General features: G+C 55.2%; 21 protein-coding genes. 16 read left to right on the top strand and 5 right to left on the bottom strand.

Annotated features, from left to right (window positions below; translation table 11 throughout):
- Positions 1-139 precede the first annotated feature (139 nt).
- Both H1D41_RS10810 and H1D41_RS10805 read left to right on the top strand, forming a co-directional pair.
- On the top strand, positions 140-1,081 hold the full coding sequence (locus H1D41_RS10810; protein WP_228848916.1) for a nucleoside hydrolase: 942 nt from the start codon (positions 140-142) through the stop codon (positions 1,079-1,081).
- The gene (locus tag H1D41_RS10805; RefSeq protein WP_228848915.1) at positions 1,078-1,527 is read left to right on the top strand and encodes a GNAT family N-acetyltransferase; all 450 of its coding nucleotides are present in this window, start codon (positions 1,078-1,080) and stop codon (positions 1,525-1,527) included. Before H1D41_RS10810 ends, H1D41_RS10805 begins: the two co-directional genes overlap by 4 nt.
- Positions 1,528-1,586: 59 nt before the next feature.
- Here the strand turns inward: H1D41_RS10805 and H1D41_RS10800 are convergent, their stop codons facing one another.
- The gene (locus H1D41_RS10800) at positions 1,587-2,240 is read right to left on the bottom strand and encodes a hypothetical protein (RefSeq protein ID WP_228848914.1); all 654 of its coding nucleotides are present in this window, start codon (positions 2,238-2,240) and stop codon (positions 1,587-1,589) included.
- A 50-nt stretch (positions 2,241-2,290) separates the two neighbouring features.
- Between H1D41_RS10800 and H1D41_RS10795 the strand changes: the two genes are divergently transcribed.
- The 6 genes from H1D41_RS10795 (at position 2,291) to H1D41_RS10770 (ending at position 7,750) form a co-directional block, all read left to right on the top strand.
- Positions 2,291-3,001, top strand: coding sequence for an endonuclease/exonuclease/phosphatase family protein (locus tag H1D41_RS10795; RefSeq protein WP_228848913.1), 711 nt, complete (start codon positions 2,291-2,293; stop codon positions 2,999-3,001).
- Between the two features lie 66 nt (positions 3,002-3,067).
- Positions 3,068-4,339 (top strand): cation:proton antiporter, encoded by a 1,272-nt coding sequence (locus H1D41_RS10790; RefSeq protein WP_228848912.1) that lies wholly within the window; start codon positions 3,068-3,070, stop codon positions 4,337-4,339.
- 8 nt (positions 4,340-4,347) lie between these two features.
- Entirely contained in the window at positions 4,348-4,749 is a 402-nt protein-coding gene (locus tag H1D41_RS10785; RefSeq protein ID WP_107498024.1) for a Fur family transcriptional regulator, read from the top strand.
- Positions 4,750-4,973: 224 nt separating this feature from the next.
- Positions 4,974-5,858, top strand: coding sequence for a DMT family transporter (locus H1D41_RS10780; protein ID WP_228848911.1), 885 nt, complete (start codon positions 4,974-4,976; stop codon positions 5,856-5,858).
- Between the two features lie 118 nt (positions 5,859-5,976).
- Positions 5,977-7,251, top strand: coding sequence for a phosphopyruvate hydratase (gene eno / locus H1D41_RS10775; protein ID WP_228848910.1), 1,275 nt, complete (start codon positions 5,977-5,979; stop codon positions 7,249-7,251).
- Positions 7,252-7,315: 64 nt separating this feature from the next.
- Complete coding sequence (locus H1D41_RS10770) at positions 7,316-7,750, top strand: cupin domain-containing protein (protein ID WP_228848909.1); 435 nt, start codon at positions 7,316-7,318, stop codon at positions 7,748-7,750.
- Between the two features lie 2 nt (positions 7,751-7,752).
- On the opposite strand, the gene H1D41_RS10765 is transcribed toward H1D41_RS10770, so the two are convergent.
- Positions 7,753-8,325, bottom strand: coding sequence for a DUF4329 domain-containing protein (locus H1D41_RS10765; RefSeq protein WP_228848908.1), 573 nt, complete (start codon positions 8,323-8,325; stop codon positions 7,753-7,755).
- A gap of 74 nt (positions 8,326-8,399) precedes the next feature.
- Complete coding sequence (locus H1D41_RS10760; RefSeq protein ID WP_228848907.1) at positions 8,400-9,509, bottom strand: anhydro-N-acetylmuramic acid kinase; 1,110 nt, start codon at positions 9,507-9,509, stop codon at positions 8,400-8,402.
- Between the two features lie 67 nt (positions 9,510-9,576).
- Here H1D41_RS10760 and tyrS point away from each other — a divergent pair, with 67 nt between their 5' ends.
- Together tyrS and H1D41_RS10750 are read left to right on the top strand one after the other, a co-directional pair.
- Positions 9,577-10,830: a tyrosine--tRNA ligase gene (gene tyrS / locus H1D41_RS10755; protein ID WP_228848906.1), complete on the top strand. Its 1,254-nt coding sequence runs from the start codon at positions 9,577-9,579 to the stop codon at positions 10,828-10,830.
- A gap of 327 nt (positions 10,831-11,157) precedes the next feature.
- Positions 11,158-12,012 carry a GNAT family N-acetyltransferase gene (locus tag H1D41_RS10750; RefSeq protein ID WP_228848905.1) on the top strand — a complete coding sequence of 285 codons (855 nt, stop codon included), beginning with the start codon at positions 11,158-11,160 and terminating at the stop codon, positions 12,010-12,012.
- Between the two features lie 37 nt (positions 12,013-12,049).
- On the opposite strand, the gene H1D41_RS10745 is transcribed toward H1D41_RS10750, so the two are convergent.
- Entirely contained in the window at positions 12,050-12,652 is a 603-nt protein-coding gene (locus tag H1D41_RS10745) for a peptidylprolyl isomerase (RefSeq protein WP_228848904.1), read from the bottom strand.
- On the bottom strand, positions 12,645-13,151 hold the full coding sequence (locus H1D41_RS10740) for a peptidylprolyl isomerase (RefSeq protein ID WP_107498034.1): 507 nt from the start codon (positions 13,149-13,151) through the stop codon (positions 12,645-12,647). Before H1D41_RS10740 ends, H1D41_RS10745 begins: the two co-directional genes overlap by 8 nt.
- Positions 13,152-13,278: 127 nt before the next feature.
- Here H1D41_RS10740 and H1D41_RS10735 point away from each other — a divergent pair, with 127 nt between their 5' ends.
- From H1D41_RS10735 to H1D41_RS10710, 6 genes are all read left to right on the top strand, one after another.
- On the top strand, positions 13,279-14,481 hold the full coding sequence (locus H1D41_RS10735; RefSeq protein WP_228848903.1) for a phosphoglycerate kinase: 1,203 nt from the start codon (positions 13,279-13,281) through the stop codon (positions 14,479-14,481).
- Positions 14,482-14,607: 126 nt separating this feature from the next.
- Complete coding sequence (locus H1D41_RS10730; RefSeq protein ID WP_228848902.1) at positions 14,608-15,501, top strand: fructose bisphosphate aldolase; 894 nt, start codon at positions 14,608-14,610, stop codon at positions 15,499-15,501.
- Positions 15,502-15,684: 183 nt separating this feature from the next.
- The gene (locus tag H1D41_RS10725; RefSeq protein WP_228848901.1) at positions 15,685-15,978 is read left to right on the top strand and encodes an FtsB family cell division protein; all 294 of its coding nucleotides are present in this window, start codon (positions 15,685-15,687) and stop codon (positions 15,976-15,978) included.
- Between the two features lie 168 nt (positions 15,979-16,146).
- A complete protein-coding gene (gene pdhA, locus H1D41_RS10720; RefSeq protein WP_228848900.1) occupies positions 16,147-17,142 on the top strand; it encodes a pyruvate dehydrogenase (acetyl-transferring) E1 component subunit alpha in 996 nt (331 codons plus the stop codon).
- A gap of 26 nt (positions 17,143-17,168) precedes the next feature.
- Positions 17,169-18,536, top strand: coding sequence for a pyruvate dehydrogenase complex E1 component subunit beta (locus tag H1D41_RS10715; RefSeq protein ID WP_228848899.1), 1,368 nt, complete (start codon positions 17,169-17,171; stop codon positions 18,534-18,536).
- Between the two features lie 12 nt (positions 18,537-18,548).
- Positions 18,549-19,850 (top strand): pyruvate dehydrogenase complex dihydrolipoamide acetyltransferase, encoded by a 1,302-nt coding sequence (locus H1D41_RS10710; protein ID WP_228848898.1) that lies wholly within the window; start codon positions 18,549-18,551, stop codon positions 19,848-19,850.
- The last annotated feature ends 279 nt before the right edge of the window (positions 19,851-20,129 follow it).

Genomic DNA, 20,129 nt, shown 5'->3' with positions numbered 1-20,129 from the left:
TTGGGCATGGCACGCTGCGCGTGCAGGGCGTCTCTCACCGGCCCATCGGCAGATCTTCTCTGCTTCCCGTCACCGGCACCTTTCCGGGCTGGACATTCTCTGCGGGGAAAGCCACTGTCAGCCTCTCACGGAGGGCGATATGACAGCACGCAAAATCATCATTGATACGGATCCAGGCCAGGACGATGCGGTGGCTATTCTTCTGGCACTTGCCAGCCCCGAAGATATGGATGTTCTGGGCATCACCTGTGTTGCCGGAAATGTGCCGTTAGAGCTGACGCAGAAGAACGCACGCATTGTCTGTGAACTTGCCAGGAAGACAGATGTGAAGGTTTTTGCCGGTTGTGATCGCCCCATGAACCGTCCTCTGGTCACTGCCGAGCATGTGCATGGGAAAACCGGCCTTGATGGCCCGGTACTGCCCGATCCGGTTATGGAGCTGACACCGGGGCATGCTGTGGATTTCATCATTGAAACCCTGCGAGAGGAAACCCCTGGCACTGTGACACTCTGCCCATTGGGGCCGTTGACAAATATTGCGAGTGCCTTTGAGAAAGCACCTGACATTGTGGATCGTGTGCAGGAAGTTGTCCTGATGGGCGGTGGATATTTTGAGGGCGGAAATATCACACCATCCGCCGAATTTAACATCTACGTTGATCCCCTGGCCGCAGATATTGTGTTTAAATCCGGCATCCCGATTGTGGTCATGCCGCTGGATGTCACCCATAAAGCTCTTGTCACGAAACCCCGCAATGATGCCTTCCGCAAAATCGGCACACATGTCGGCCAGGCGGTCGCCGATATGACGGATTTCTTTGAACGTTTCGACAAAGAAAAATACGGTTCTGACGGCGCGCCCCTGCATGATCCCTGTGTCACAGCTTATCTGATAAAACCGGATCTGTTCACAGGCCGCCATATTAATGTTCAGATCGAAACCCAGTCTGAACTGACGATGGGGGCAACGGTTGCAGATTGGTGGCGGGTTACAGATCACGCGCCAAACGCCCTGTTCATTGGGGACGTGGACGCAGATGGGTTCTTTGCCCTGCTGACAGAAAGGCTGGCCCGGTTATGAGCAATATGCTGTCTCTCTGTAGCCCGGATGACCGGGAACGCCTTGCCAACATGGTGATGCAATTTCACACGGAAGAAGAACTTCCGACGACGGACGCTGAACGCGCGACAGGCATTGATATACTGTTTTCCGGCGAGATGCAGGCGGCAGCATGGCTGATTGGGCCGAAATCTTCCCCGGTGGGCTATATCATTGTATCCTTTGGCTTTTGCATGGCGATTGGCGGGCGGGAAGCCCTGATTGATGAAATCTGGATCCGTCCCTCTGTGCGTGGACGTGGTATGGGCAGCCAGTGCCTGATGGCGATTATGAAAGAGCTGGCAAAGATGGATGTGCAGCGGGTCAACCTGGATGTGGCAGCGGATAATCCAAAAGCCAAAATGCTTTATGAGAAACTTGGTTTCAGAACCCATGAACTTTACCAGCGCATGAGCCGCAGGTTCTGAGACACGCGGAAACTTTCAAAGTTTCCGTTCCGTTTTCTTTGAAAGAAAACGGGCGCAGTCTATTTACGCCGCCATCTGCGAAACCATCCCCGGTTTTCGCGAACAAACTGTGTAATCTGTCCCGTCAGGCTGCCCTTCTCGCGCCCCTTCAGCCAGGCAAAACCTGCGGCCGCACCGATCAGAGCGCCCAGCCCGTCGACCATCAGATCCGCCATTGTATCGACCAGGCCTGATTTCTGCATATTCAGCCCAAAAACCTGATCCATGCCAAATTCAAAAATCTCCCATACGGCCCCGATTGTCATGGCAAAGCAAAAGGCAAAAAACGCCATGCCCCAGGGCGGCGCAGCATAGCGATCACCTTCAAACAGCATCAGTACAAAGATAAAACCGATCAGCCCGAACCCCACGGCGGATCCACCATGCAACAACACATCCCACCATCCGTAGCGTTCATAAAAGTCAAAAGCCTCGCCCAGAAAAATTGTCCCGAAAATAAAGAAAACGACAGCCGCAAAGAAACCATGCGGCAGGCGGATCTCAAACCTGTTGGCAAAAAACACCGGAAGCAATGACAGCGAAAACGTCGCCACGGCAATAAACGCCAGCGACCAGTTGAACGTCACAAGGGCCGCAAGAAGTGCCAGGGCCAGAAAGCCCCAGATCACAAAGACAATTCTGCTTTGTTCCCGGATCGGGTTGAGGTTCTTCATTGTTTACCTCCACATCTGGTTTCGCGCTACACGCATCCTATATCCTTAATATGACCCTTCGCATCGCAAGCTACAATATCCGCAAATGTATTGGCCTTGATCGCCGCCGGGACCCGGCGCGCACGGCCCGGGTTATTAATGATCTGAGCGCAGACGTGGTGTTGCTGCAGGAAGCGGATAAACGCCTTGGCGCACGCCCTGCGGCCTTACCCCGTAGCGTGATCCGGGAAGAAACCGGGCTGTCTGTTTTCCCGGAAGGCGGAGGCGCTGACAGCCTGGGCAGCCATGGAAACAGCATACTGATCAGCGAGAACATCACCCCACAGGGCATTCATTTCATTGATCTTCCCGGATTTGAACCACGCGGCGCGCTGATTGCGGATCTGACGACACCTCAAGGTGATCTCCGCATCTGTGGCCTTCACCTTGGCCTGCGACGCCGGGATCGGCAGCGCCAGATGATAGCACTGCAGGATCACCTGAACACGCTGACAAACCGCCCCACCATCCTTGCGGGCGATTTTAACGAATGGTCGCGCAATAAAGGGATGGAGCCTCTTTCGGATTACACGATCCTCACCCCCGGCCGCAGTTTTCACGCCGCACGTCCCATCGCGCATCTTGATCGCATCGCCCATTGCAACGCCTGGCATTTGCACAGCGCAGGCGTGATTGAAAGCCCGCTTGCCCGCCGTGCTTCGGATCATCTGCCGATCTGGGCCGATTTTTCTAAGGCTTTTCCACAGGTCGCGCCCATCTGACCTGTGGCCTGAACGCATCGGGCGTGTTAGAAGCGGCAAAAATATGCGCAGCCAGAGGCCTTTCAGATGACCTTATTACAGATCAGTTCCCTTCTTATCGTCCTTGCCGGTGCCTTCGGCGCGATTAACTATCTGTTTCTGAAGTTGCCCTCCGCAATTGGTATCCTGGTCGTTGCGCTTCTGGCCTCTGTCGGCATTCTGATTGTTGATGCGTTTGCCCCCGGTCTTGGCATTGCGGATCAGGTGCGTGGCATCGTGCTGAGCATTGATTTCTCTGATGCATTGCTTGAAGGCATGTTGGGCCTGTTGCTGTTTGCCGGTGCATTGCATGTGAAACTGTCTGACTTGCGCGGCGAATGGCGCGTGGTCTTTCTGATGGCGACCATGGGTGTGGCCCTGTCCACAATGATTGTCGGCTTTGGGTTCTCCTGGATCACAGGCATGCCGCTGATGATTGCGCTGGTCTTTGGCTCGCTTATCTCTCCGACTGATCCCGTGGCGGTTCTGGGCGTTTTGCGCGAAGCCAATCTGCGCAAAAGCCTTGAAACAAAGATCGCCGGTGAAAGCCTGTTTAACGATGGCGTTGGCTATGTGGTGTTCCTTGTGCTGGTTGGCCTCGCCTTCCCGGATGTAGGTGGGCACGGCGGTGGACACCATGGCGAAGAACCATCCCAGCTTGCTACTGCCGCGCAACTCTTTGTGCAGGAAGCCATTGGTGGCGCTGTGCTTGGTATTGTTCTGGGCTGGCTGACCTTCCGCGTCATGCGCCGCATTGATGACTATTCGCTTGAGGTCCTGCTGACCCTCAGCCTGGCGTTTGGTGGTTATTCCCTTGCGGTCTGGTTGCATTTCTCTGCACCGATTATGGCGGTTTGCGCAGGCCTTCTGATTGGCGATATCGGCGCGAAACACGGCATGTCTGAGGAAACCCGCAAATATGTTGATGCGTTCTGGAAGTTGATTGACGAGATCCTGAATGCGGTTCTGTTCCTGATGATCGGCTTTGAAGTCTTCGCTGTTGCCTTCTCGTTCGACGCATTGATCGCCAGCTGCTTTGCCCTTGCTCTGGCCCTGTTCGCCCGTTTTGCGGCGGTTTATGTGCCTGTCACCGTGCTGCGCCCCTTCCGTACATTCAGCCCCGGCGTGGTTCCGATCATGACATGGGGCGGGTTGAAAGGCGGGATCTCTGTGGCCCTGGCCCTGTCCCTGCCCGACAGCGAATGGAAACCCCTGATCCTGACCGCGACCTATGTGATTGTGTTGTTCTCGATCATCATCCAGGGGCTGACAGTCACCCGTGTGGCAAATCACTTTGGTCGTGAACCGGATCTGGTGTAAGCAAAACTATGAGTATCGTTAAACGCCTTGAAGCCTCCGGTCTGCGTAAGACCGGACAGCGCCGCATTATTGCGCAGGTGCTGGACGCCGCCCATGACCACCCGAATGTGGAGGAACTCTTTGCCCGTGCCGCAAAAGAGGATGCCGGAATTTCCCTTGCCACAGTGTACCGCACGGTAAAACTGTTTGAGGAAAATGACATCCTGGAACGGGTGGAATTCGGCGACGGACGCGCACGTTATGAGGCCGCAGATCGCGAACATCATGACCACCTGTTTGATCTGGACACCGGTGAAGTCATCGAGTTCGTCGACCCTGAGATCGAAGCCCTTCAGGAAAAAATTGCCGAACGTCTGGGATACCGCCTGAAAGGCCACCGGATGGAACTTTACGGCGAAAAGATTAAGTGACACTCGCCAGGTGCGATCTTGCCTGTCGCGCGCATTTTGGTTCCACAAAAATCCCGGGGGTATGGGGGCTGGCCCCCAGCCACATTCCGATTGGATACAATTTCCGACCCCAAAGTCGCTTTTGTGCTTGAACCGCCTGCGACAGCCTGTCACCACTGACGCAATGCAGGGGATAACCACTGCAGCTTCCTGACATTGACTGTCTCTTAAGTAACGGAGTCCCCATGGACAATCTGCGCGGTATTCTTCTGGTCGTAGTGGCCATGGCTATGTTCACCATTGAGGACAGCTTTATCAAATCCCTGGCCGAAACCTTTCCCGTGGGTCAGGTTCTGATTTTTCTGGGGATCGGCGGTTCTTGTGTCTTTGCAACTGTTGCATTCGTCAATCGTCAGCCCATCATTGGCCCGCGTGTCTTCAGCAAGATGCTGTTCTGGCGCACCCTTGGGGAAACCGGATCGGCACTGTTCTTCGCGACCGCTCTCTGGCTGGTGCCCCTGTCGATTGCCGCTGCCCTGCTGCAGACCACATCCCTGATTGTGACCATTGGTGCGGCTTTCCTTTTGGGTGAAAAAGTTGGCTGGCGGCGCTGGACCGCAATCTTTATCGGCCTCTTTGGTGTGCTGGTGATTATCCGTCCGGGCTTTGACGGGTTTCAGCCCGCAGCCCTGCTTGCCGTCGCTGCCGCTGTGGTGCTTGCCGGACGGGATCTGGCGACACGTCAGCTGCCTGGTGGCACCCCATCCGTTGCTGTATCCTTCTGGGGGTTCATGGGCGTTATTCCCGCCGGGATCTTCCTGCTGCTGCTACTGGATGCACCTGTCTGGCCTGAATTCCATCAGCTTCTGCAATTTGCCGCCTGCGTGGTCTTTGGCTGCTTTGGTTACTACCTGATCGTGACAGCCATGCGCATGGGCGAAGCATCCGCTCTTGCGCCTTTCCGTTACTCGCGTCTCGTCTTCTCAATCATCCTCGGCTATTTCATCTTTGACGAAGTCCCGGATTTCTGGACGCTTGTCGGTTCCGGCATTATTATATCCTCCGGCATCTACGTCATCATGCGTGAACGTCGTGTGCTTGAAAGCCGCGTACCGCCTGTGGATGAATAAGCAACCACCCCACACAGGGTTAGCGTAAACACCGGGCAAACACCCGGAAAGCGCTGGCTATCTGCGCCACTCTGCCCTACATATGCGGCAAAATTCTATTGCCGCCGAGGAGCCTCTGATGAGCACGATTTTCGATATCCACGCCCGTGAAATTCTGGACAGCCGGGGCAACCCGACCGTTGAAGTTGATGTTGTGCTTGAAGATGGCATGATGGGCCGCGCAGCCGTACCTTCCGGCGCATCCACCGGTGCCTGGGAAGCCAATGAAAAGCGTGATGGCGACAAGAACCGTTACAAGGGCAAAGGCGTTCTTGCGGCTGTTGAAGCCGTAAACGGCGAGATCTCCGACATGCTGACCGGTTTCGACGTGACCGAGCAGGCCGCGATTGACGCTGCGATGATCGAACTTGACGGCACCGAAAACAAATCCCGCCTGGGCGCGAACGCGATCCTGGGTGTGTCCCTGGCGGCGGCAAAAGCGGCGGCTGATTTCTCTATGCAGCCTCTGTATCGTTATGTGGGTGGCACACAGGCGCGCGTTCTGCCGGTTCCGATGATGAACATCATCAACGGTGGCGAACATGCCGACAACCCGATCGACATCCAGGAATTCATGATCATGCCGGTGTCTGCCGGTAACATCCGTGATGCCGTACGTATGGGCGCTGAGATCTTCCACACGCTGAAAGGTGAACTTTCCGCCGCTGGCCTGTCCACCGGCATTGGGGACGAAGGTGGTTTCGCGCCAAACATCGCCTCTACCCGTGAGGCGCTCGATTTCGTTCTCAAATCTATTGAAAAGGCCGGTTACATCCCGGGTGATGATATCATGCTGGCGCTGGATTGTGCCGCGACAGAATATTACAAGAACGGCAAATATGAGATTTCCGGCGAAGGCCTGAGCCTGTCTTCCGAGGAAAACGTTGCTTACCTCGCGGCCCTCGTCAAAGACTATCCGATCCTGTCTATTGAAGACGGTATGGACGAAGATGACTGGGACGGCTGGAAGATGTTGACCGATGAACTGGGCGGCAAAGTACAGCTGGTGGGCGACGATCTGTTTGTGACCAACCCGACCCGTCTGGCCCAGGGCATTGAAAAAGGCTGTGGTAACTCCCTTCTGGTGAAAGTGAACCAGATCGGCACCCTGTCCGAAAGCCTGACCGCTGTGGATATGGCGCACCGCAACCGGATGACCTGCGTCATGAGCCACCGTTCCGGTGAAACCGAGGATGCGACAATTGCAGATCTCGCCGTTGCCACCAACTGCGGCCAGATCAAAACCGGTTCCCTCGCACGGTCCGACCGGTTGGCGAAATACAACCAGCTGATCCGCATCGAGGAAATGCTGGGCGACACAGCCGCCTACGCCGGGAAATCTATCCTGCGCTGATATCAGCCCTTGCACGATTTCAAAGCCCTGCCATTCTGGCGGGGCTTTTTTGTTGGAGAATACGATGACCACCGCCCAGGACCTGATCAAGTGCCTCAACCTCGCCCCGCATCCCGAAGGCGGGTATTACCGGCAGACCTGGATTGCGGATGCATCTGAAGGTGAACGTGCGGCGGGGACCTGTATTTTCTTTCTGCTGCAAGAAGGCGTACGCAGTCACTGGCATAAGGTCGATGCGGTTGAAATCTGGCACTATTATGCCGGTGCGCCGCTGATCCTGCATCGCGCGGAAAGTGAAACCGGCCCGGCAACGCAGGATGTTCTGGGGCCGGATGTGATGGGCGGGCAAATGCCCCAGCTGATCGTCCCAACGGGACATTGGCAAGCTGCGGAAACCACAGGGGACTGGACGCTTGTCGGCTGTACCGTATCACCTGGGTTTCAGTTTGAAGGCTTCAAGCTGGCACCTGCTCACTTCACCATTCCCGGCAAAGTATAGATCTATTCAATCGGCTGGTTGAACAGCACCTCCAGATCCGCAGTGGTTAAGCTGTAAGGCACCTTTTTATCAGGGCTTTCCTGATACAGTGAATCAAACGGCATGCACCGGTAACCACACAGCTGCCGCGCCTGGCGTTTCTGATTTTCCACAAACCAAAAGCGCCCCCCCGGGGTGGTGATATATCCGTTTTCAAAACGCGCGAAATCCCCTTCCATATCCTGAAGGGAGGGCACTTCGTTATAGCTGGCCGGATCAAAAGCGGCATGCGTGTGATAGCTGGCAAAGATTTCCACATTGCCCTGAGGCAGCATAGGCAGACAACTGGCCGCCTGGCCTTTCTGGGCACGGGTCGCTTTCAGTTCATCCTGTTCGCGATAAATAAAGCCGCAATACTCAAGATCGACGAAGATAGAATGCGCATTCAGTTCTTCCATAATGCTGGCGGCAAAAACATGCTCTTCCACGTATTTGTCGTACCCACCTACAGGTTTATATCCTTCGGCGGCAACCGGGGCTGCACTGATGGCCATAAAGGAAGCAATAAACAACGAACGTAGGTTCAATAGTGACATGGAAACTCCTGGACAGTTCTTTTTTTCCGATCCTGCCCTGGAGTGATGTTTATTACAAAGGATTTCGTACTCACCTAGCGACGCAATTTACCCGGCTTCGAGATATGCCCCCCAACCACCGGCGCGTGGCAGCCCGTGGTACCGGGTGCTGAGTTCGGCAGACCATATCTGGTCCGCACCGCAAGATAGGCAAAAGCCTGGGCTTCCAGCATATCGCCATCAAGGCCTGCATCCTCGACCGGGGCCACCGGGCAATCCATCAGAAGGGACAGCATGGACATCAACATCGGGTTTTTGCGCCCGCCGCCGGTTACCAGGACGCCTTCGGGCATTTCCGGGCAATGACGCAATCCCCGTGCGGCAGAGGCCGCAGCAATCGCTGTCAGCGTGGCGCAGGCGTCGGCATCTTCCAGAACTTCCACCAGTTCAAGAATATTCGGGAAGTCATTGCGATCCAGTGATTTGGGCGGTTCGCGGTAGAAATAGTCATATTCCAGGAAATCGCTGACGATACCTTCATCGACTTCGCCTTCGGACGCCAGCGCACCATCTTCATCCCATGGCAGGCCACGCCGGGACAACATCAGATCATTGATCGGCGCGTTTGCGGGGCCAGTGTCGAAGGCCAGCAATGCACCAGGATCTTCGGGACGTTCTTTGGTGGGGTCGACATAGGTGATATTGCCAACACCGCCGAGATTAAGGAAAGCCAGCGGGCGTTCCGCATTGATCAGTTTGGCACAGGCGAAATGAAAGAACGGCGCAAGCGGCGCGCCCTGCCCGCCCATTTCCATATCTGTCGTGCGAAAATCCCAGACCACCGGGGTGTTCAGCACTTCGGCCAGGACATGGCCATTGCCACACTGGTGGGTGCGCCCGTTGTCCGGGTCATGGGCCAGGGTCTGGCCGTGAAAGCCGATCAACTGCGCCTCCCCAAAAGGCGACAAAGCCTCGGCATGGGCGGTTTCGATCATTTCGGACAGGTCTTCGATCCCCGGATCGCCCTGCCAGTGACCAAACCCCGAGGCAATCGTTGCGCGTTCCTCTGGTGTCCATTCACGGTACCGGCTTTCGCCAAATTCCAGAATCTCATGCCCGTCGGTCAGCACCATCGCCGCATCGATCCCGTCCAAAGACGTGCCTGTCATCGCACCCAGCGACCAGATTGCATCCTGTTTCAACATTCGCTTTCCCTTTTAACCTGCCCCCGTTATATCCGTAGCACAGATAGAATTCTATGGATGAAACGTAATGACCTGGCACCCCAAATCTGACTTTATGCGTGTGATGATCGAGCGCGGCTTTCTGGCCGATTGCACCGACTATCAGGCGCTGGATGACGCGTTTATGGCGGGGGTTGTGCCAGCATATATCGGCTTTGACGCGACTGCAAAATCTCTGCATGTCGGGTCCCTTATCCAGATTATGATGCTGCGCTGGTTGCAGAAAACCGGCCATAAGCCAATTGTTCTGATGGGCGGCGGCACAACAAAGGTGGGAGATCCGTCTTTCCGTGCTGATGAACGCCCGCTGCTGACGCCTGATCAGATCGATGACAACATCTCTGGCATCAAGAAGGTCTTCAGCTCCTACGTCAGCTTTGGCGATGGTGATACTGACGCGACAATGGTGAATAACGCGGAATGGCTGGATGATCTGAACTACCTTGAGTTCCTGCGCGACATTGGTCGTCATTTCTCGGTGAACCGGATGCTGGCCTTTGAAAGCGTGAAATCACGTCTTGATCGTGAACAAAGCCTGAGCTTCCTTGAGTTCAACTACATGATCCTGCAAGCCTATGACTTCCTGGAACTGAACCGCCGTTACGGCTGTCTGTTGCAGATGGGTGGATCGGATCAGTGGGGCAATATTATCAACGGGATCGACCTGACGCGCCGTGTGCTGGACAACCAGATTTTCGGCCTGACGTCGCCCCTGCTGACAACCTCTGACGGCAAGAAAATGGGCAAAAGCCAGGATGGTGCGGTCTGGCTGAATGCGGATATGCGTTCGCCTTATGAGTTCTGGCAGTTCTGGCGCAACACGACGGATGCAGATGTTGGCCGCTTCCTGAAGCTTTACACCGAAATGCCGATCGAGGAATGTGAACGCCTGGGTGCCCTGGAAGGGTCCGAGATCAACGACGCCAAGATCATTCTTGCAAATGCCGTGACAACGCTGGCCCACGGTGCCGAGGCCGCCGCAAACGCGGAAGCCACTGCACGGGAAGTGTTTGAAAAAGGCGGCATGGGGGATGATCTGCCGACGCTGAAACTGTCTGCGGCGGATATCGGTGACGGCATCTCCATCGTGCAGCTGATCGTGAAATCCGGCCTCGCGAAATCCGGCAAAGATGCGAAACGTCTGATCGGTGAAAACGGGGCGAAGATGAACGATGCACCGCTGGAAAGCACCGGTGTTGTGCTGCAGGCGTCTGATCTGGCCGAACCTGTAAAGCTGTCTGCTGGTAAAAAGCGCCACGCTCTGGTCGTGCTGGAAGGTTAATCTTTTCCTGACATTCTGAAATGCAAGGCCCTGCAGCATCTGATGTTGCAGGGCTTTTTATATCAGGGCGCGCAAAACCTCCGCCATTCCTATGAAAATGAAAGGAATTGAGAGGATCAGAGCAAGCAGAAGCGCCGCCGCCGGTGTGAATTGCGGGGCGGGAATATCTCCCGTTTTTAATCTGCGAACGTTCTGGTGTTTCATAAGACTATTAACCAGATTTAAAGTTTAATTTTCATTAATGGGCACATGGAAAATCGGCCCCCTCTCCTGCCCCTGCAACAAAGCCCGGAGTTCGCACGCTGCCTGATAGCCATGGGACAACTTGTGACGCACCACGTATGCAATAGCAGCGGCCTGTCCTGGCAGGTGCAAAGCAAAGGGATTGGCGGCTTTGGCCTTGTGGATCTGGTAACGCGCGGACCTGTCGGAAATATGGAAGCCTGGCTGCAGCACTGGCAACAGTATCACAACACAACACCGCTGTTGCTCAATGCGCCCCCCTGCAGATCAGATCTGTTGCGAAATCATGGCTTCTGGCCGCTGATCACCCCTGTAACTCTGGGCATAACCGATCTGGGGGGCGCGCAAAACATGCGCAGCGCCATGGGGCAGAAATGGCGCAACAGATTGCGGCGGGCGGAAGCGTGTAAAATCAAAGTGAAATGCTATGATCTGCAGGACCGTCACTGGCTGATTGCCACGGAAGACACACAGGCCCGGCAAAAAGGGTATCGAGGGTATCCGGCAGGGTTCTCAACGATGTTTGGACAGATCAACCCCGGACAGGCGAAAGTGTTTGAGGCACAGTACCAGGGTGAGATCATCGCCGGAATTGTGGTGCTGTTACACCGACGGATGGCCACCTGGCAGATCGGACACAACCTTCCCGAGGGACGGCAACTGAATGCCATGAACCTGCTTTTATGGCGTGCTATGTGCTGGCTGTCAGAACGAGGCTATATTCAGCTTGATCTGGGCGTTCTGAACGGAAAAGATGCAGAAGCCCTGACCCGTTTCAAACTTGGAATCGGGGCAAACGCACAGCGTCAGGGTGGAACCTGGCTTTATATGAACACACTCGCGCCTCTGGCAAGACGGTTGCCATCACGCCTCTCTGGTTTCAGAAACTTTTGTGGAGGTGAGCCGGAAACTTTCAAAGTTTCCGAACCGTTTTCTTAGAAAGAAAACGGCGCCGCGAGAGGCGCCGTTCTAAGTATTATTCAGTCACAGTGACAGACTTCATATAGTCGGGGTCATCGACCGAACCACTGCCGGGGGCACCACGTTTGATGGCATCAACCACCTCCTGACCTTCCACAACCTGACCAAAGACAGTGTACTGCCCGTTCAGATGCGGGGCTGGTTCAAACATGATGAAGAACTGGCTGTTCGCGGAATCAGGATGACCCGAACGCGCCATGCCAACAGTCCCGCGATCAAAGGAAACATCCCCGAATTCGGCAGGAACATCCGGTTGGTCAGAGCCACCAGTGCCGGCACGACGCAGGTTTTCGCCGAGACGGCCAAATTCCACATCACCCGTCTGCGCCATGAAGCCATCAATCACGCGATGGAACACCACCCCGTCATATTTTCCATCCGAAGCCAGCGTGGTCACACGTTCCACATGCTGCGGTGCAACGCCAGGCATCAGATCAATCACGATCTGACCCTGGGTGCTGCCGTCAACCTCGATCACCAAATTCGGTGTGTCGGGGTTGTCCTGGGCCTGCGCCGGGAGCGTTGCAAAATAGAACACCCCCAGAATGCCAAGCCCCAGCGCCCCAAGGGTTGCCGGAAGAACGTCAAGCTTAGGCATCTGACGCCACTTTCACAGAAGTCATGCGATCCGGGTTCATTGGTGGCTCGCCACGCTGAATTTCGTCAACAATGTCCATGCCTTCAATCACCTGACCGTAAACAGTGTACTGACCGTTCAGGAAGTCATTGTCTTTGAAGTTGATGAAAAACTGGCTGTTGGCAGAGTTCGGGTTGGCGGAACGTGCAGCGCCGATGGACCCACGTGCATGTGGAACCTTAGAGAATTCAGCTGGCAGATCATCATGGGAAGATCCACCCGTGCCCGCGCGGCCAATGTTGAAATCTTTGTCCCAGTTGCCGTTTGCAACGTCACCGGTCTGCGCCATGAAACCGTCAATCACGCGGTGAAAAACAACACCATCATATTCGCCGGCACGCGCCAGGGTCTTCATACGCTCTACGTGCTTTGGTGCAACGTCTGGCAGCAGTGCGATGGTCACAGTGCCTTTGGTGGTTTCCATGATGATGGTGTTTTCGGGATCTTTGATTTCAGCCATTTTGGGCGTCCTTTGTATGATATTTGCCGCGAAGCTTATCTAAAGCACCCGCCGGGGAAAAGCAGAATTGACGTATGTGCCGGGATGTTGTGTTAAAGGATGCGAAATTTATGCTTTGGAGTGCGTTATGGCTGCCGCAAAACCCTGGAAGACACTCGATGATATGGATCTGGCCGGCAAGGTTGTGCTGATCCGTGTGGATATCAACGTGCCAATGGAAGACGGACGCGTCACCGATATGACCCGGATTGAGCGGATCCTGCCCACGGTGAAGGATGTTCTCGCTGCCGGTGGCAAACCGGTGTTGCTGGCACATTTCGGCCGCCCCAAAGGCGAAGTGCGCGCAGATATGTCCCTTGGCATGGTGCGCGAGGCTCTGGAAGGCGCGCTTGGCAGCCCTGTCAGATTTGCCGCAAACTGCATTGGCGCAGAAGCCAAACAAGGCGTTGCAGCACTGGAAGCCGGTGAAACCCTGCTGCTGGAAAACACTCGTTTCCACGCAGAAGAAACAAAGAATGACGCGATGTTCGCAGCATCCCTTGCGGCGCTTGGCGATATTTATTGCAATGATGCATTTTCTGCGGCCCACCGTGCTCATGCATCTACTGAGGCGATCGCACGTCTTCTGCCTGCCTGTGCCGGACGTCTGATGCAGGCGGAACTTGAAGCCCTGGAAGGCGCACTTGGCGCGCCGGAACGCCCGGTTGTGGCTGTGGTTGGTGGTGCGAAAGTATCGACCAAACTGGACCTCCTGGGCAATCTTGTGGGCAAAGCGGATCACCTGGTGATTGGTGGCGGCATGGCGAATACGTTCCTTGCGGCAAAAGGCGTGAACGTCGGCAAATCCCTGTGTGAACATGATCTGGCCGATACCGCCCGCGAGATTCTTGCGAAAGCTGAGGCGGCCGGTTGCGAAGTCGTTCTGCCGCGTGACATCACTGTTGCGCGAGAATTCAAAGCCAATGCCGACCACGATATTGTCGCGGTGGATGCTTGCCCTGATGATGCGATGATCCTGGATGTTGGCCCAGACAGCAGCGCCTATATCGCAGAGGTCGTGAAGGGCGCGAAAACTCTGATCATGAATGGCCCGCTTGGTGTGTTTGAAATGGAACCTTTCCAGACCGGTACTTTTGCGATGCTTGACGTGATTGCTGCGCAGACCAATGCCGGTGCGCTTGTCTCTGTTGCTGGTGGCGGTGACACGGTGGCAGCGATCAATGCGGCAGGGAAAGGCGATGATTTCTCTTATATCTCCACCGCGGGCGGCGCGTTCCTTGAATGGATGGAAGGCAAGACCCTGCCCGGTGTTGCCGCGCTTGAAGATTAATCTGCGTTTAACGTAACGCAGCTATGATGCGCCTGCATGGACATGTTGGCGCTATCACAATTGCCAGCCCTGCCCCGCTGGCCTAAAAGCGGGGCAGATTTGTAACCAATTGCCCGGGCGGAACGAATGTCTAAAGAAAAACAAACCGAACAGATGACCAATGGCGGCGGCTTTGTAGCGGCTCTGGACCAGAGCGGCGGTTCCACCCCGAAGGCGCTGGCGCTTTATGGTGTGGAAGCAGACGCTTATAACGGCGAAGCCGAAATGTTCGATCAGATCCACGCGATGCGCACACGGATCATCAAATCTGACGCTTTCACAGGCGCGCGCGTTGTTGGCGCGATCCTGTTTGAAATGACCATGGATCGTGACGTGGACGGCGTGCCGACTGCGCAATATCTGTGGGACAGCTGTGGCGTTGTGCCTTTCCTGAAGATCGACAAAGGTCTGGCAGACGAAGCCAATGGCGTTCAACTGATGAAGCCGATTGATGGTCTGGATACGCTGCTGGAAAAAGCTGTGTCCAAAGGTATTTTCGGCACCAAGATGCGTTCTGTGATCAATCAGGCGTCCTCTAAGGGCATCAAAGCCAATGTTGCACAGCAGTTTGAACTGGCTGGCGATATTCTGGCCCATGGCCTGATGCCGATCGTTGAACCTGAAATCAACATCAACATGGAAGACAAATCCGACGCGGAAGATATGCTGCGCGACGCGATCCTGGCGTCTCTTGATATGGTGCCGGAAGGCCAGCAGGTGATGCTGAAACTGACCCTGCCAGAAGCGGCAAACCAGTATAAAGCCCTGGTGGATCACCCGAAGGTGATGCGCGTTGTGGCCCTGTCCGGCGGTTATAACCGTGATGAAGCCAACCGTCGCCTGTCTGAGAACAGCGGCATGATTGCAAGCTTCTCCCGCGCGCTGACCGAAGGCCTGTCTGCACAGCAGTCAGAAGCAGAATTTGATGCGACCCTGGATGCCTCCGTTGGGTCCATCCATGCGGCATCTGTTGCAGGCTGAATTCAGCCGGATAAGATTTGAATGGGGCGCTGCGGCGCCCTTTTTTATGCGATAAATCTGACTCACTTTTTTCGGATCATACAAAAAAATCACAAAATCGAATCATAAGGGATTCACAAAGCGAATCACTTGTGGCATTGTGTATTCACCGCCCGAAAAGAGGTGGATATATTGAGGCTATCGATGAAGACCAGACCCGCCATCGGACCATTTCTGTATTACGGCACATGTCTTTTCTTAGGCATGTACTTCAGCTTTACGGCTGTGCAGGGCGATGGCGGGCTCTTCCAACGCGTTCAGGCAGAAGCTGAAGCGCAGGAGCTGCATGAGACATTGGAAATGTATCAGGCAGAAGTCGCCGATCTGGAAAACAAAACCCTGCGCCTCTCTGACAATTTCCTTGATCTTGATCTGCTGGACCAACAGGCCCGTGATCGCCTGGGTTACGTTCGCGCAGACGAAGTGATCATTCCCTGATCTGAAAATCTCTATTTGCCACTGGCCTTGCCTCCCCCGTGACAGTAATCGCTTCACCGGTATTTGAGGTATTATAGTTTTTTCTCGCCTTGCCGGAATTTATCCTTTATATATAGTTTAACGCTAAACTAACTGCAATCTCGCGCCCCACCCAGGAGGTAAGACGCCATGGCAGCAAAGAAAAAAACCGGGAAATCAAATACTTCTGCAGAGGAGTTATTGGGTTACTACCGGGATATGCTACTGATCCGACGATTCGAAGAAAAGGCCGGCCAGCTGTATGGCATGGGGCTGATTGGTGGTTTCTGCCACCTTTATATCGGTCAGGAAGCCGTCATCACCGGCATTGAAGCCGTGACCGAGGAAGGCGATAAACGCATTACCTCATATCGCGACCACGGCCATATGCTGGCCTGCGGCATGGATCCGAAAGGCGTGATGGCCGAACTGACCGGGCGCGAAGGCGGCTATTCCAAAGGCAAAGGCGGCTCTATGCATATGTTCTCGAAAGAGAAACATTTCTACGGTGGTCACGGCATCGTAGGCGCGCAGGTGCCTCTGGGTGCGGGTCTGGCATTTGCAGATAAATACATGGGCAATGACCGGGTGAGCTTTGCTTATTTTGGTGATGGTGCAGCCAACCAGGGCCAGGTCTATGAAACCTTCAACATGGCATCTCTCTGGAAACTGCCGGTGATTTTCGTGATCGAAAACAACCAGTACGCCATGGGCACAAGCCAACAGCGGGCGTCTTCCACGCCTGACCTTTACACACGCGGTGCTGCTTTTGGCATCCCGGGTGAAGAAGTGGACGGCATGGATGTTCTGGCGGTGAAAGCGGCAACAGAAAAAGCCGTGGCCCACTGCCGTGCTGGCGAAGGCCCCTATATTCTTGAGATGACAACATATCGTTATCGCGGCCATTCCATGTCTGACCCGGCGAAATATCGCACGCGGGAAGAAGTCCAGAAAGTACGCGAAGAACGCGATGCGATTGAACATGTGCGCGAGCTGATCCTTGCGGGCAATCACGCGTCAGAAGATGATCTGAAAGCAATTGATAAAGAGATCAAGAAGGTCGTGAATGAGGCCGCTGATTTCTCACGCGAAAGCCCGGAACCGGCGCTTGAAGAACTTTGGACAGATATTTACGCGAGAGCGTAAGCCACTGACAGGACGGAGAAAAACACATGGCGATTGAAATACTGATGCCTGCCCTGTCCCCTACGATGGAAGAGGGTACGCTGGCGAAATGGCTGGTCAAAGAAGGTGACACCGTGGAAAGCGGCGACATCCTGGCTGAGATCGAAACCGACAAAGCGACTATGGAATTTGAAGCGGTGGATGAGGGCGTAATCGGAAAGATCCTGATTGCAGAAGGCACGGCGAATGTGGCTGTGAACACCGCGATTGCGGTGCTGCTGGAAGAAGGCGAAGACGCATCCACAGCGGCTGTTTCGGCCCCTGCCCCCGTTGCCGATGCCGCCCCGACAGCCACAGAAACCGCAGCGCCCGTGGCAGCCACCCCGGTTGCGACTGTGGTGCCAGAGGATACCGAAATTCCGGCCGGCACAGAGATGCGTTCCACCACGGTCCGCGAAGCTCTGCGCGACGCGATGGCCGAAGAAATGCGCCGGGACGAAACTGTTTACCTGATGGGTGAAGAAGTGGCGGAATACCAGGGCGCTTATAAAGTGTCCCAGGGTCTGCTGGATGAATTCGGCGCGCGCCGTGTGATCGACACGCCAATCACCGAACATGGTTTTACCGGGATTGCGACTGGGTCTGCCATGGCGGGCCTGCGCCCGATTGTCGAATTCATGACCTTCAACTTCGCGATGCAGGCGATTGACCATATCATTAACTCTGCCGCCAAAACGCTTTATATGTCTGGCGGTCAGATGGGGGCGCCCATGGTTTTCCGCGGTGCCAGTGGTGCCGCCGCCCGTGTAGGTGCCCAACACAGCCAGGATTATGCCGCATGGTATGCACAGATCCCGGGCCTGAAAGTTGTGATGCCTTATTCTGCAGCCGATGCCAAAGGCCTGCTGAAAAGCGCGATCCGCGACCCGAACCCGGTTGTTTTCCTTGAAAACGAGATCCTCTATGGCCGCTCATTTGATGTGCCCGTTCTTGAAGATTACACCGTGCCAATCGGCAAAGCAAAAATCTGGCGCGAAGGCACTGATGTGACCATCGTGAGCTTCGGGATCGGCATGCAATATGCGCTGGAAGCAGCGGATAAGCTGGCGGAAGACGGGATTTCTGCGGAGGTCATTGATCTGCGCTCTCTGCGTCCGATTGATTACGACACAGTTCTGAATTCTGTCATGAAAACAAATCGCTGCGTCACGGTTGAAGAAGGCTGGCCTGTCGCCTCCATCGGCAACCACCTGTCCGCCACCATCATGGAACGTGCCTTTGACTACCTCGATGCGCCCGTGATCAACTGCTGTGGCAAAGACGTACCAATGCCATATGCGGCCAATCTTGAAAAACTGGCGCTTGTGACCACGGATGAGGTCATCGCGGCAGTCAAACAAGTCACGTATCGTTAAGGGAGACAGGCAATGCCAACAGAAATTCTTATGCCCGCCCTTTCCCCCACAATGGAAGAAGGCACGCTGGCGAAATGGCTGGTGAAAGAAGGAGATACCGTGGAAAGCGGCGATCTTCTGGCCGAAATCGAGACCGACAAAGCCACCATGGAATTTGAAGCCGTGGATGAAGGCGTGATCGGGAAGATCATGATCGCAGAAGGCACGGCGAATGTCGCCGTGAATTCCGTGATTGCTATACTTCTGGAAGATGGTGAAAGCGCTGATGATATCAGTACAACACCTGCAGCGGCACTGTCGGCGAAGTCCGACGCAGGGACTGAAGCAGCCCTGCAGGTGGCCACTGAAGCCCCTGCCCCTGCGACAGCCGCTTCGGCAGCGCCCGCGAAAGACGGCAACCGTATCTTCGCGACCCCTCTTGCACGACGCATTGCGGCTGACAAAGGTCTGGACCTGACGCAAGTCGCTGGCTCTGGCCCGCGTGGGCGGATCATCAAGGCGGATGTGGAAGGTGCAACGGCAACCGCCCCTGCCTCTGTGGCCGCTACCACTGCTGCTTCCACGCCAGTGGCTCTGCCGCAATCCGCAGACGCAGCCTCTGTTGCCCGCATGTATGAAGGCCGCGAATATGAGGAAGTGGCGTTGGATGGTATGCGCAAAACCATTGCCGCCCGCCTGACGGAAGCCAAACAGACCGTGCCGCATTTTTATCTGCGCCGCGATATTCAGCTGGATGCGCTTCTGGCCTTCCGGGGTCAGCTGAACAAACAGCTGGAACACCGGGGCGTAAAGCTTTCCGTCAATGATTTCATCATCAAAGCCAGCGCGCTTGCACTGCAACAGGTGCCTGACGCCAACGCTGTCTGGGCCGGTGATCGTGTCCTGAAGATGAAAGCTTCTGATGTTGCGGTCGCCGTAGCAATTGAAGGCGGCTTGTTCACACCTGTCCTGCAGGATTCCGAGGTGAAAACACTCTCCGCGCTCTCCAGCGAGATGAAAGATCTCGCCTCCCGTGCCCGCGACCGCAAACTTGCGCCACATGAGTATCAGGGTGGCAGCTTTGCGATTTCAAACCTCGGCATGATGGGCATTGATAACTTTGATGCCGTGATCAACCCTCCGCATGGGGCGATCCTGGCCGTGGGTGCGGGTAAAAAGAAACCTGTGGTGAATACTGATGGAGATCTTTCTGTCGCCACTGTTATGTCCGTGACCCTTTCCGTCGATCACCGGGTCATTGACGGGGCACTTGGGGCAGAGCTTCTGGAAGCGATCGTTCAGAATCTAGAAAACCCGATGGCTATGCTGGCCTGAAGCCTCTGACAATAAAACAAAAAACCCGCCAATCCGGCGGGTTTTTCTGTTAGCCCTATCAGTAAGGAAATCCTTACCTGGCAATTTACGGCAATTCGCGCTACAGTTGTGTCGTGACCAGTTCGGCTGGATGAACTTCCTCATCGTCTAAACCTCCGGCCTTTTCCAGGTACATTCGAATGTACGAGTCGTTCCGGCCTGAGTGAACGTAACGTTCTTACCCCTCTCGTGCAGGGCCCGCGAGAGGTTTGATCTGCCTCAAAGTCTACCATTTCTCCC

The organism is Halocynthiibacter styelae (genome assembly GCF_016123485.1).
In the GTDB taxonomy this organism is placed as follows: Bacteria; Pseudomonadota; Alphaproteobacteria; order Rhodobacterales; family Rhodobacteraceae; genus Halocynthiibacter; species Halocynthiibacter styelae.
This window is presented reverse-complemented; position numbering and strand designations above follow the sequence as displayed.

Coding starts and splice junctions, on each gene's coding strand:
- H1D41_RS10810 (WP_228848916.1), top strand. CDS start 140: ATGACAGCACGCAAAATCATCATTGATACGGATCCAGGCCAGGACGAT.
- H1D41_RS10805 (WP_228848915.1), top strand. CDS start 1,078: ATGAGCAATATGCTGTCTCTCTGTAGCCCGGATGACCGGGAACGCCTT.
- H1D41_RS10800 (WP_228848914.1), bottom strand. CDS start 2,240: ATGAAGAACCTCAACCCGATCCGGGAACAAAGCAGAATTGTCTTTGTG.
- H1D41_RS10795 (WP_228848913.1), top strand. CDS start 2,291: ATGACCCTTCGCATCGCAAGCTACAATATCCGCAAATGTATTGGCCTT.
- H1D41_RS10790 (WP_228848912.1), top strand. CDS start 3,068: ATGACCTTATTACAGATCAGTTCCCTTCTTATCGTCCTTGCCGGTGCC.
- H1D41_RS10785 (WP_107498024.1), top strand. CDS start 4,348: ATGAGTATCGTTAAACGCCTTGAAGCCTCCGGTCTGCGTAAGACCGGA.
- H1D41_RS10780 (WP_228848911.1), top strand. CDS start 4,974: ATGGACAATCTGCGCGGTATTCTTCTGGTCGTAGTGGCCATGGCTATG.
- eno (WP_228848910.1), top strand. CDS start 5,977: ATGAGCACGATTTTCGATATCCACGCCCGTGAAATTCTGGACAGCCGG.
- H1D41_RS10770 (WP_228848909.1), top strand. CDS start 7,316: ATGACCACCGCCCAGGACCTGATCAAGTGCCTCAACCTCGCCCCGCAT.
- H1D41_RS10765 (WP_228848908.1), bottom strand. CDS start 8,325: ATGTCACTATTGAACCTACGTTCGTTGTTTATTGCTTCCTTTATGGCC.
- H1D41_RS10760 (WP_228848907.1), bottom strand. CDS start 9,509: ATGTTGAAACAGGATGCAATCTGGTCGCTGGGTGCGATGACAGGCACG.
- tyrS (WP_228848906.1), top strand. CDS start 9,577: ATGACCTGGCACCCCAAATCTGACTTTATGCGTGTGATGATCGAGCGC.
- H1D41_RS10745 (WP_228848904.1), bottom strand. CDS start 12,652: ATGCCTAAGCTTGACGTTCTTCCGGCAACCCTTGGGGCGCTGGGGCTT.
- H1D41_RS10740 (WP_107498034.1), bottom strand. CDS start 13,151: ATGGCTGAAATCAAAGATCCCGAAAACACCATCATCATGGAAACCACC.
- H1D41_RS10735 (WP_228848903.1), top strand. CDS start 13,279: ATGGCTGCCGCAAAACCCTGGAAGACACTCGATGATATGGATCTGGCC.
- H1D41_RS10730 (WP_228848902.1), top strand. CDS start 14,608: ATGTCTAAAGAAAAACAAACCGAACAGATGACCAATGGCGGCGGCTTT.
- H1D41_RS10725 (WP_228848901.1), top strand. CDS start 15,685: ATGAAGACCAGACCCGCCATCGGACCATTTCTGTATTACGGCACATGT.
- pdhA (WP_228848900.1), top strand. CDS start 16,147: ATGGCAGCAAAGAAAAAAACCGGGAAATCAAATACTTCTGCAGAGGAG.
- H1D41_RS10715 (WP_228848899.1), top strand. CDS start 17,169: ATGGCGATTGAAATACTGATGCCTGCCCTGTCCCCTACGATGGAAGAG.
- H1D41_RS10710 (WP_228848898.1), top strand. CDS start 18,549: ATGCCAACAGAAATTCTTATGCCCGCCCTTTCCCCCACAATGGAAGAA.